The 12,422-nt window shown below is 41.9% G+C and carries 11 protein-coding genes; 1 reads left to right on the top strand and 10 read right to left on the bottom strand.

Translation table 11 applies throughout. The annotated features are described in order from the left end of the window. Positions 1 to 106: 106 nt before the first annotated feature. Positions 107 to 532 carry a GNAT family N-acetyltransferase gene (locus J2T13_RS18915; RefSeq protein ID WP_429373925.1) on the bottom strand — a complete coding sequence of 142 codons (426 nt, stop codon included), beginning with the start codon at positions 530 to 532 and terminating at the stop codon, positions 107 to 109. Positions 533 to 950: 418 nt separating this feature from the next. Here J2T13_RS18915 and J2T13_RS18910 point away from each other — a divergent pair, with 418 nt between their 5' ends. Further along, positions 951 to 1,562 (top strand): superoxide dismutase, encoded by a 612-nt coding sequence (locus J2T13_RS18910; RefSeq protein WP_429373924.1) that lies wholly within the window; start codon positions 951 to 953, stop codon positions 1,560 to 1,562. An 83-nt stretch (positions 1,563 to 1,645) separates the two neighbouring features. Here the strand turns inward: J2T13_RS18910 and mutY are convergent, their stop codons facing one another. The 9 genes from mutY to nadE all read right to left on the bottom strand — a co-directional run bounded on the left by mutY (position 1,646) and on the right by nadE (position 12,268). Beyond that, complete coding sequence (gene mutY / locus J2T13_RS18905) at positions 1,646 to 2,818, bottom strand: A/G-specific adenine glycosylase (protein WP_429373923.1); 1,173 nt, start codon at positions 2,816 to 2,818, stop codon at positions 1,646 to 1,648. Positions 2,819 to 2,834: 16 nt separating this feature from the next. Next, complete coding sequence (acpS, locus tag J2T13_RS18900; protein WP_429373922.1) at positions 2,835 to 3,233, bottom strand: holo-ACP synthase; 399 nt, start codon at positions 3,231 to 3,233, stop codon at positions 2,835 to 2,837. 196 nt (positions 3,234 to 3,429) lie between these two features. Continuing rightward, on the bottom strand, positions 3,430 to 5,385 hold the full coding sequence (pulA, locus tag J2T13_RS18895; protein ID WP_429373921.1) for a type I pullulanase: 1,956 nt from the start codon (positions 5,383 to 5,385) through the stop codon (positions 3,430 to 3,432). A 15-nt stretch (positions 5,386 to 5,400) separates the two neighbouring features. Continuing rightward, the gene (locus J2T13_RS18890) at positions 5,401 to 6,228 is read right to left on the bottom strand and encodes a carbohydrate ABC transporter permease (RefSeq protein WP_429373920.1); all 828 of its coding nucleotides are present in this window, start codon (positions 6,226 to 6,228) and stop codon (positions 5,401 to 5,403) included. 12 nt (positions 6,229 to 6,240) lie between these two features. Continuing rightward, entirely contained in the window at positions 6,241 to 7,110 is an 870-nt protein-coding gene (locus J2T13_RS18885; protein ID WP_429373919.1) for a carbohydrate ABC transporter permease, read from the bottom strand. Between the two features lie 61 nt (positions 7,111 to 7,171). Then, positions 7,172 to 8,440 (bottom strand): extracellular solute-binding protein, encoded by a 1,269-nt coding sequence (locus tag J2T13_RS18880; RefSeq protein ID WP_429373918.1) that lies wholly within the window; start codon positions 8,438 to 8,440, stop codon positions 7,172 to 7,174. A 13-nt stretch (positions 8,441 to 8,453) separates the two neighbouring features. After that, complete coding sequence (locus tag J2T13_RS18875) at positions 8,454 to 10,184, bottom strand: glycoside hydrolase family 13 protein (RefSeq protein ID WP_429373917.1); 1,731 nt, start codon at positions 10,182 to 10,184, stop codon at positions 8,454 to 8,456. Between the two features lie 30 nt (positions 10,185 to 10,214). Beyond that, complete coding sequence (locus J2T13_RS18870; protein WP_429373916.1) at positions 10,215 to 11,222, bottom strand: LacI family DNA-binding transcriptional regulator; 1,008 nt, start codon at positions 11,220 to 11,222, stop codon at positions 10,215 to 10,217. A 236-nt stretch (positions 11,223 to 11,458) separates the two neighbouring features. After that, a complete protein-coding gene (gene nadE / locus J2T13_RS18865) occupies positions 11,459 to 12,268 on the bottom strand; it encodes an ammonia-dependent NAD(+) synthetase (protein ID WP_429373915.1) in 810 nt (269 codons plus the stop codon). Between the last annotated feature and the right edge of the window lie 154 nt (positions 12,269 to 12,422).

The raw sequence follows: 12,422 nt of genomic DNA, 5'->3' as shown, positions 1-12,422 counted from the left end.
CTATAAATAGAAAAGCATATCCTCTCCGTTTTTGCAACGGTTGACAGATATGCTCCATAAATAGTAATAAATTAGTCTTAATCTCTATAAGTACCCTTTCAGCACTCTAATGCTGTGCAACAATACTAAGCTTCTGAAAGGCTTCCATTATTTTGTTAGCTCCGTATCCCATAGCTTCAAAGAAAGGCATCACAGCTTGATTCTGTTCATCTCCAGCAATCATAATATGACTTACCTTACGTTGTTGAAAACGTTGCTCCATAGCGGATACTAAAGTCTTCCCAATACCTTGACGACGATAATCTGGATGAATTGCGATACGATAATAGTAAGCACGGTTATTCTCAATCGTACCAATTAATGCACCTACGATTTCACCATCTTCTTCTGCTACCATAATTAGATCGGAATCCCACGAGAGTTGCCTTGAGAACGGTTGTATCGTATTCTCGAAGCAATCTTCAGATAACGCAACCTGAAGAAGTTCTGTCACTAGATTACAATCACTTAACTGAAAGGAACGAACATGCATGTATTAAATCTCCTTTTTCGTTTAGCTTTATTCGATCTTTACATAAAAAAGGAATTTCTATATAAATCCGAATATAATAATAAAGACAAAAAAGCGTGAAATTCCTGCTTGCTAGTCCATTAAACCACATATTGCATCAAAAAACACTTGTTTTCTACTGTAAGCGCTTTATATCAAACGCTTACATTTAATAGCTTGATATTTTTACATTTTTTATATAATTACTGGGTATGATATTGCTTATTTTAGGTTAACATAAATTAGATTAAAACCAGAAATCGATAACAATCTGATAACAAACCGACTTTACAAACATAAATGTTGATTTAATCGGTTAAATACGGTTTAATAATAGAAGTAGTCACTTTTCTACATATTTAAGAGTAACCAAATAACAATTTGCAGGAGGTAATTTACCATGGCATTTCAACTACCATCACTACCTTATTCAAACGACGCTCTTGAACCACACATCGACGCACAAACGATGGAAATTCACCACGATCGTCACCACAATACCTATGTAACAAACCTTAACGCGGCTCTTGAAAAAGCCCCTGAATTACAAAACAAAAGCATCGAGGAACTTCTAACAGGTCTAGGAAGTGTACCTGAAGAAATCCGTACAGCCGTTCGCAATAATGGTGGCGGACACGCTAACCATAGCCTATTCTGGGATACAATTGGACCTAACGGCGGAGGTAACCCAACAGGTGAACTTGCACAAGCTATTGATAGTGAGCTTGGTGGCCTTGATAAATTCAAAGAAGATTTCGCTAAAGCAGCTACTACTCGCTTCGGAAGCGGCTGGGCATGGCTTGTTGTTGGCAAAGACGGTAAACTCGCTGTAACAAGCACACCGAACCAAGATAACCCACTAAGTGAGGGCTTAACTCCTATTCTTGGACTTGATGTATGGGAGCATGCTTACTACTTGAAATATCAAAACAAACGTCCTGATTATATTTCTGCTTTCTGGAACGTAGTTAACTGGGATGAAGTCGCTAAACGTTATAGTGCTGCTAAGTAAACAGCATTAATTAATAACGTCATAGCTAATCAAAAACCGCATTTCATAGTGGGATTGATTCCACTTGAAATGCGGTTTTTCTTTTACACGGTATGATTTCGTTGTTCTTCATAGTAGGTATTTATAATTTTTAGGAATACGTTAGGAAATGCGTACAGTTCCATATCCTGTTCACTAATCCATCGATATTCTGCATAAGCCTCTTCTCTATTTGTAGCTTCGCCTTCAAGCTCGTAACCCACAGTTTGCTCAGCTACATAAGGCACATCGTCCTCTTGACACCGATAAACCTGAAGGCTCCAACGGATATGACTAAAAATATGTTCTGCGTCCATAAAGTGCTGTACAGGCTTTGCAACTATTCCCTCAGCCTCCAAAGTCCCCTTCAGCAATTCTTGAGCACGAGTATCAAGTAATCTAGTGCCTCGCGTTGCAGGCGATATGAAGTGTGGAAGTTCCCACATCTTAGCTAGTAGACCACTGTCTGCCCGTTGGCGAATAAGTATTCGCCCTGCATGAATACCTAGTCCTTCAATGAGTCCAACAATTCTTTGTTCAGGACGCGGTGGCTTACTCTTCGTTTTAATAGGAAGTTGTGCTTCTTTGCCCTCTATTCGTCCCTCGCAATGCTCCATGACAGGACATGTTAAGCAATGGGGAGACTTAGGTGTGCAGACTAGTGCTCCAAGTTCCATGAGTGCTTGGTTAAAATGCGTAGCTTGTCCCTCCGGAATTAACTCCACGACTAGCTTCTCCATTGCTACACGTGTACTTCCCTTCATGATGTCCTCTTCTATTAGGAAGTACCTAGATAGAACTCTCATAACATTACCGTCTACGGCTGGCTCAGGCCTGTTAAAAGCTATGCTAAGGATCGCTCCTGCTGTATAGGGTCCCACACCCTTAAGTGCAAACACCGCTTCCTTGTCATTAGGTACCTGCCCCCCATGTAAATCCTTCACTTGCTTAGCAGCATACTGCAAATTTCGAGCACGAGAGTAATAACCTAACCCCTCCCACATCTTTAGCACATCCTGCTCTGGAGCATCTGCCAAATCTTCAATTGTCGGAAATTTCTCAATAAATCGATTGAAATATGGAATGACTGTATCAACACGTGTCTGCTGCAGCATAATCTCTGATACCCAAATATAATAAGGATTACGATGACGTCTCCAAGGCAAATCCCGTTGATTCTTAAAATACCATTCCAGCAAATGTTCACTGAAATAGCTTTGTTGTTGCTCATTCGGCATATGACTTCTCCTTCTCTTACGTTAGTTTCTCTACGATGGCATATGTTGAAGCCATCTCCCGCTGATGGGAAATACTTAGATGTATAGCATAATCTACAATTTGACCTGAAAGAGCTAACCTTTCCCAAGCTTGTTCACTTAAATGAACGCATGGTTTCCCACATGCATCTGGTAGTATTTCTATATCATGGAATCCTATGATTGCACCTATGCCACAGCCAAATGCTTTGGTAATCGCTTCTTTGGCAGCAAATCGTCCGGCAACAAATTCAGCCCTATTCGCACCTCTATTTTTGGCTAGCTCACATTCCTTTGTCGTTAGTACTTTTATCATAAAGGCTTCAGCCAGTTTACCACTCAGCAACCGTTCAATTCGCTTGATCTCCAGAATATCATGTCCGATTCCGTAAATCATTCTTGTTCACGCCTTCCATTGTTAGTATCCATCCCTTTATTGTAACAGTCGTCCGTTACTGATGCGAGGACTATATGAGGAGTATGTACGATGAAATACTTATATTTTCTATTGTAGTAAGTTGTACGAGGTGTCTTGAACGCCAATAATCCAGCGGATCTCCGCTGGATTATTCGTACAAATATTATTCTCTAACTTAATAGATGGCCAATATTACCATACCGACACCCTGCACCACAAGCTTTCCATGATCCATTGATCGGACATGCTCTTTACCAAAATGAACCTTCCAATCTCCAATAGATGGAAGTACTAATGACACAATATCGCGGTTCGCATTATACAGAACATACATATGTTGCAGTTCGTCGCCCCCTGCATGATTACGCAGTGTATACGCCACGGACTGTTCCGGTGCCTCTTCAAACACTAAATGTTCGCGAATTTGCTGAGCTTGTTGCATCCGGAATGCAGGATGAGACTTGCGAAGCTCGATGAGTCTTGTCATATACTCTACATCTTCCTGATGATCTGCGCAGCGACTCCAATCCAAACAATTGATGGACTCTGAAGACTTGTAGCTGTTGTCTATTCCATTCTTCGTCCGCATAAACTCCTGTCCTGCGTGCAAAAAGGGAATGCCTTGGCTGGTTAATACCATCGCTGAGGCCAAACGATGCATGCTACCGCGCAATTTCTCGGAAGCATCTGTTGCCGAGATTGCGATTTTATCCCATAGGGTGTGGTTGTCATGACATTCGACATAATTAACCGTTTGTATCGGCTCAGTAGCAAATTGACTTAATTCAGCGGTATATTGAATCCCTCCGACAATCCCGCGTTTGATCTTATTTTCGAAGTCTACTTCCCCACTAATAAAACCTTTTTCTTGAAAAAGAAAGATATCACCCTTGATCGCATCCCTATATCCATCATTAAATAGTCCAATATGTGGGATACCTCCAGCATTGCGCTGATTGGCCCGCTGGGCTTCAGGTAGCACCGTATCCATATTCCAGCCCTCAGCAATGACGATGATCGAGGGGTCCAGTAAAGTCAAACGGCGTGAAATTTCATTCATAGTATCCATATCGATCAGCCCCATCAGATCAAAGCGAAAACCGTCAATATGATACTCTTGTGCCCAATACAAGACAGAATCAACAATGAATTTAGAGGCCATACTCCGCTCCGAAGCGAACTCATTACCGCAAAAAGATCCATTGGCGAATGTCCCGTTTGCTTGGTGGCGTAAATAATAGCCTGGTACGAGCTTGGTGAAATTCACCAAATATCCATCATAGACATGGTTGTAGACAACATCCATAATTACTCTTAATCCGCGATCATGCAACGCTTGTACACTCTGTTTCAGCTCGGTAATACGTATCGAAGGATGATAAGGATCTGTCGCATAAGATCCTTCAGGAACGTTAAAGTTCTTGGGATCATATCCCCAATTATAATGAGGTAAGTCCAGCTTCGTCTCATCCACACTTTCTGTGGCATAATCATAAATGGGTAGCAATTGAACATGCGTGACTCCTAGATTAGAGATATAATCCAGCCCTGTGGAAATCCCCTCTGGACCGTAGGTGCCAGATTCGGACAGTCCAAGGAACTTTCCGGCATGTTTTATCCCGCTATTAGGGTTAATCGATAGATCTCGCAGATGTAATTCATAAATAATAGCATCAGTAGGCCCTATAAATGGCGGTCTGTTATCCTTCCAATGCTCTGGATCCGTACGTTGCATATCCAGAACAACACCTCTGTCCCCATTGATACCAACCGCTTTAGCATAGGGATCAACAGCTTCACTCCAATCCTTCCCAACCTTGACCCGAAAGGTATAGTAACGATTCTCGCAATTATCCAGGGACATATAAATCCAGGTTCCTTGTACATCGCGGGTCATCGTTTCTATGCTTAACGCCGTTCCGTCCCATGAATCGTAGAACACGACATATGCTTCGGAAGCGGTAGGAGCCCATAAGCGAAAAATGGTTTTATCCGGCGTATAAACTGCACCTAAATCGTTGCCTCCATAGTAGAATACCTCATCAAACTCCTTGTCAAATACTGAAATTCCATCAGTCATCTTCAAATCGCCGTAGTCAAACGCGATATCCTGCTCTACCTGTACTGACAATTTGATCCCTCCAATCTATCCCTTGATAGCACCGGCAGTTATTCCGGCAATAAAGTACCGCTGCAATAGTAAGAACAAAACGATAATGGGCACGATAGCAATTAAAGAACCGGCGAATACTATTCCCCACTGTGTTGTATACTGACCCTGAAAATTGGCAAGAGCAATTGGCAATGTCCGCTTCATTGGATCATTAATTATAGTAAGTGCCCATGGGAACTCCTCCCATACTACAAGTGCATTAAAGATTATTGCCGGCACAAAAGCAGGCTTAGACAAGGGTAATATAATTGCATAAAACAATGTCCAGGCGTTACCACCCTCCATCTCTACAGATTCATCGATATCCGTTGATATCGAATCAAAGAAGCCCTTGAGTAGCATAGTTGTAAAGGGGATACTACCCGCAGCGTATACCACAATCAATCCCCAAAACGAATCATACATACCTAGTTGACGAATTAACAGAAACTGTGGAATGATCAAAGTCAGACTCGGAATGGTTAAACCACCCATCAGAATGGCAAAGCTTACTCCTCTTCCTTTGAAATGAAATCTTGAGTATGCAAAGGCCAGCATGGACGAGAATATAAAAATTAGGGCAAAGCTGGCTAACGTGACTAATGCACTGTTGAACAGGTACCGGGCAAAGTTCTGACTAACCCATGCTTCGATAAAATTGTCCCAGGTGATTTCCGACGGTAGCAGTCGGGGCGGAAATTCAAACAACAAGGTCATCGGCTTTAAGGCAGTTAAGAACATATAAATGAGTGGATATACTGAAATAAGACCACCTATAGTGAGTAATGAATATAACAATATCGGTTTCCATAGCGTACGCATCGAATCGCCCCCTTAATTCTGTCTGTTCAGGCGAAATTGCACAGCTGTTAAGCAAGCGATAATGATAGCGAACAAATAGGATAGCGCAGAGGCATATCCGAGATCGTACTCGGTGAAGGCCTTTTGATACATCCATGTAAGCATCACTTCCGTCTGGTGCAGTGGTCCGCCATTCGTAATGAGAAAAATTGATGTGAATACATTAAACGCTCCAATGATCAGCATCATTTGTATAAATATAGTCGTGCTTCGAATGGAGGGTAATGTTATAAATCTAATTTTATCCCACGTGCCAGCGCCATCTAATGAAGCCGCTTCGTAAAGATCCTTGGGCACTCCTTGTAATGCAGCCAGATAAATGACCATTACCCAACCGACACCCTTCCAAATCCCCAAAGATCCAATGACCAACAAAGCCTTATTTGGCTCACTCAGCCAGCTAATCGGTCCCTTGGTTAGATGAAGTACATCTGTGATTATATAATTCAAAAAACCCTGATCCATGAAAACAAACTTGAAAATCAGCGAAGCAACAACCCATGAAGTAATAACAGGTAAGAAATAAAGAACACGAAACAATTTTATTCCGAAGCCATTCTGATGTAGCGCATAGGCAACTAAGAACCCCAAGAACATCTGTCCGGGTACGGAGATCACTCCGTAAATGATAATATTCCTCAGAGATATCCAGAATGTAGAATCATAAAGAACATGTTTATAATTACTAAACCCAGTATATACAGGATTTCCCAAGTCAGTCAATCTGAAGTCATAAAAGCTGTAAATAAAATTTCGGATTAATGGATAGAGGATGAACAATGCAAAAAACATAAAACCGGGTATAAAGAATAAGTATCCGGCTGCCCCTTCCTTCTTTCTCATATGATATAACTCCTTAGTGAAGGAAGCGTCTTCATCCTATGAAGACGCCCTCCCGTTATAATTACCTCTTCAACAATTTGTTAATTTGCTCTACTGACGCATCAAGCTCTGTCTTAATATCTTTGTCTGTCATAAAAATACGAGACATCGTATCGCTAAGTACATTATCAATTTGTGGCCATTCATTGATCGGAGGGCGAGCCTTAGCCGTTTTCAGTTGTTCTATAAATGGTACATAATAATCGATCGCTTTAATCTCTTCGTTCTGCATTGCGCCAAGATTAACAGGTATTTGACCGATCTTCCCCATCTCAACTTGAGCTGCCTCAGATACCATAAATTTAACGAACTTCCATGACTCTTCTTTATTTTTTTCACTAAGTATCCCTAAGTCTTCTCCTCCAAGTACCTGAATGGAGCCTGCCGAACCGGCTGGAAAGGGAGCCATATTGGACTGGTAATCAGGGAATTGCGAATTGAATTGCGCAACTGACCAAGGTCCCTCGGCCATCATGGCATAGCTCCCTTGCGCGTGACCTTCCGTTACAGACAAGTCCCCAGGCTTGAAGCCAGAGATTCCTCCAGAAGCGTACGCTTCTCTCAATTTTGAGATAATATCAACCGTAGAAGGCGCATTCAAATACCCGTCTGCGCTACTATAGTCTGGTGATAGAATATCCCCACCATTACTCCAAATCCATGGAAGTATGTTCCATCCTTGTAGCGCGGGCTCACCGTACCCCCAAACCTTCTCATTTTGTGATTTCACCGCTTTGATGGTATCGAAGAATCCATCCATTGTTGCCGGTGGCTTATCAATTCCGCTCTGTTGAAGCATCTCTTTATTCCAGAATAATACCTTTGTATTTGTATTTAAGGGAAGACCGTAATAATGCTCTCCCACTTTAGCAGTAGATAGCGGACCCTCCAACATACCCTGCGCTATCGTATCAAAATCATCAAACTGCTCATCCAGCGATACCAGTAGTCCTTGCTCTTTCAGTTCCGGCACCCAGATAATATCCAAACGCGCAACATCAGGTAGTTCTCCGCCGTTGCCGTTAATTTGAAGTTTCCTATGCAACTCATCCCAAGGAATAGCTACAGCTTTTACTTTAATGCCTGGATTCTGTTTCTCAAATTCAGGAATAAGCTTCTCCGTCAAGGTTTTCTCCTCCGGAGAGGCTGTACTGTAATGATGCCAGAACGTTATCTTCACTTCAGCCGGTTCTTGAGAATTTCCGTTCCCTGCATTTCCAGTCCCACAGGCAGATAAGATAAAGAGAAGTATGACCATAGCAGGTATTAATCGAGTCCATTTTGTATTCATCTTTTCAAGCTCCTTATTTCATAGTTTGAAATACATGAAATTGGCGGGGATGAATCCTATCGGATCTTCCGTTGGCCGCATCAGAATTGTAGATACAATGGCTTTCTTTCATATTTAATTGCTCAAGAATAGGCTGAACCTCTAATACTGCTGAAGAGAAATTGATCAGTAGGTACATATCTTGAAATTCATTATGTCGATGGATTAGGTAACATCCTAAATCTTCCATATACTGCAATTCTAAGCCCCCGTCTTGAAGGGATGAATCTGATTTTTTCCTGTCGATCCAGAATTTAAACTGTTGGAACAGCGGGTTATCGAGGGAGATACTCTCCCAAGGCATACTTGCACGACAACCTGGATCATTCTCTCCAGTCATCCCTATTTCATCACCATAATAAACGGTAGGATTACCAGGTAGCATGAATTGGAAAGCTAACAGCAGTGATAAATCCTGCTCGTTCTCCTTACACCTCGTTAGGATCCGCTCAGTATCATGGCTACCGAGTAAATTGAACATCTGATGCAATTCGGCCGATGAATACCGATGGACAAAGTGAACGAGGCGGGCATGAAACTGCCCAAGCGTTATGGAACGGTCCAGAATATAATCGAATAGAACTGACCGAAGCTCGTAGTTCATTACGCTATCGACCGCCCCGGACAACATTAACCTCTTGGCATCGTCCCATATTTCTGCAATAATAATAGCGTTAGGATTTAATCTCTTGACACTGGTTTTCAGCTCCCGCAAGAAGCTGATTTCCACCTCATCTGCAACATCGATTCTCCAGCCGTCAATACCGCTTTCTTTCTGCCAAAAAGAAACGATATCGAAGATATACTGTTGAACACTGGGATTCGATGTCCGCAGCTTGGGCATCCACTGGTAATAGCCCACTGAATCATAATCCTCTTCGCTCCGTTTAACCGGAAATTGATTAATATAGAACCATTCCTTATACTCTGAATTTTCTCCCTTAACAATGACGTCCTGGAAATATGGGTGGTAATATCCACAGTGATTGATGACCAAGTCAAGAATGACCTTTATATCCCGTTCATGACATTGGCGGACAAGACTGTTAAAATCCTCTAACGATCCAAACTGTTCATCAATTTTAAAATAATCGGTCGTATCGTATTTATGGTTTGAAGTGGCTCTGAATATTGGATTTAGATACAACGCGTTAATTCCCAGACCACTTAAGTGGTCCAATCGGTCAATAATACCTTGGATATCCCCTCCCATATAGTTATCGCGCGTTGGAGTTGTTCCCCATGGTACTGTGTTGTCGGGATTTAATTTCTCATTCCCATTGCTGAATCGTTCTGGAAACACCTGATACCACACCCTGTTCCCAATCCACTCAGGGGAATTTATTGCATCCCTGTCACCCGCATAGGAGAATGCGAATCCGCCTTTTGTCTCATCTGTTCGCTTCATACCATCGGAGTGAAGCCAAATTTGTTCGTTCTCACTTTCAAATTCAAATTTGTATTGTAGGTAACGGATACGAGATTCCATTCCAGTCAATACCACTCGGTAGTACTTGTAATCTTCTGACTCTGCCCAGAGGGTCATCGGTTGGGCCATAACCCCATATTGTTCAAGCTTGTATTTATTCCAATACAGTAGCCTAACCTTACTGGTATGGCTCGGGAGTCTAAGTCGGATCTCCATCTGCTGGAGTGAGATCAGCACAGCATCAACTGCCGGTTCATGATAAAAGCTAGTAATCATTGTAGTCATTCCTCTTAGTCAGTATGGTCTTCATGTATTGCCGATTCGCGTCTGAATGGAGATCGAAGGATTCACTCCTTCTTCTTTATTCATTAACCTGAACAGCATTTGGGCTGCTTGCTTACCCATCATCTCCAGATCAATCTCCACAAAGTGAATCGGGTATTTCATATAACGGGAGATCGGGAAGTTGTCAAACGTGGCTAAGGCCATCTCAGACAATACGGGATTTCCATGATCCCAATCCAGAACTTGGAACAGTTGCTCATGGGTACAGCAGATCAAAGCATCGGGATGCTGCAAATCGCCTTTCAAGTTGGCATCAACTTCCTGATTAAGCGTTCTCAAAACATCAGGATTATCAATAACTTTAACCTTCATTCCTTTCCTATTCATAGCTTGTGTGTAGCCTTCCAGACGGTCCACAATGAACTTATCTCTCTCTACGGCGCCTTTACCCGCATAAATCACAATATGTCGGCAGCCTATATCGATTAAATGTTCTGTTAATATCCGACCAGCCTGAATGTTATCAATATCAACCCATGGCACCCCTCCTTCATTCTGTAACAAATTTTCCCCAGAAACTACATAGGGCATTTTATGTTTAAGGAGCAAATTATAATTTTGCTCATTTAACAACGTATTTGGAATGATCAGTCCATCCACACGGTGCTCGCCTACAACACGTTCAAAGGTGGATTTGTTGTTCTTCTTCTGCTGATGATCACTCATCATCAGAAACAGGTGGTCTTGTTCGTATACAATTTCCTCGATCCCTTGCAGAACTTTATAGAAAAAGGGATTGGCATATGCTTGTTTATCAGTGTAATCAAAACAAAAACCTACAGTAAATGTCTTGTTAAACGCTAAACCGCGCGCTATCGAATTCGGCACATAGTTATGCTGCTTCATGATTTTCTCAATCTTTAGTCTTGTCTTCTCGGAAATACTGCTATTTCCGTTAATAACCCGTGAAACCGTGGCCTTATTTACCCCGGCCAAATCTGCAATTTGTTGAATCGTTAGTTTCTCCATCTTTCAATCTCCTTTTCAACGCAACCGGTTGCATAACTATTATATGAAACTTTTACCAACAATGCAACAGAGAAATCTGACTATTTATTTGGAATGAATCGATTAAAAAACAAAAAGCAACCCCTTCTCTGACGAGAAAGGAGCCGCTTTTTGTTTTTTAATCAAATTTTCATATCTCAGATTACCCATCCCCTAAAAACCGAGGCCTTTGGAGGAGTCTCAACCCCATTTTATCTTTAAATTCCAGGAATCGCGTTGCGTTTATGCGCAGTTTTGCGATAGAAACTCTCAAGACGCTCTTTAGCAACTGGAGTAATTTCTTTACCTTCTAAATAATCACTATTCTCATCGTAAGTAATTCCTAATTCATCTTCATCTGTCTGACCTGCCCACAGACCCGCAGAAGGTGCCTTGTCTATAATAGACTGCGGGACGCCTATGTAAGCGGCAATCTGACGTACTTGTCTTTTGTTCAAAGAACTCATTGGCGTCACGTCTACTGCTCCATCTCCCCATTTCGTATAGAAACCTGTGATGGCTTCCGAGGCATGGTCTGTACCCACTACAATCAGATTCAATTCAAAAGATAGCGCATATTGCATAACCATCCGTGTTCTTGCCATCACATTCCCTTTACCCTTATAGCTCATATGGCGATGTATACCTAGACCTTTGAAGCCTTGCTCAACTTCCAATGCCACTTCATTCACGGCATCTTCAATATTCGTCTCTACCACCTGCTTAAGGTCAAAGGCTTTGGCAACGGCATAACTATGGTCAATATCTGCTTGTGATCCATAAGGTTGGAAAACACCTAAAGTCATATAATCCTTACCCGTTTCTTGGGACAATTCATCTGTTGCCCGCTTACACAATCCAGCTACAACGGCACTGTCGAGACCCCCACTAATAGCGATTAACAGACCCGTTGCACCCGCATTTTTTACATATTCCTTCAGAAAGGCGACTCTGTTGTTTACTTCAGATTCCACATGAATAGATGGTTTAACACCTAAAGCAGCAATAATTTCTTCTTGTAAACTCATTTACTAAGCTACCCCTTTTCCTTTGAATTAATATAAAAGTTTGTGATCAAAAGATGACCTTTTATACGAAAATAGCTCTTTACACTAACGTAGCAGTTATGGGGTCCTTTAAGGTGCCTTTTACTAAAAATGGCGCAAAAAAACCCACCACCCC

It is taken from the genome of Paenibacillus sp. DS2015, assembly GCF_050433705.1.
Classification (GTDB): domain Bacteria; phylum Bacillota; class Bacilli; order Paenibacillales; family Paenibacillaceae; genus Paenibacillus_AQ.
The sequence above is the reverse complement of the archived record's forward strand: the minus strand, read 5'-3'. Positions and strand labels throughout refer to the sequence as shown.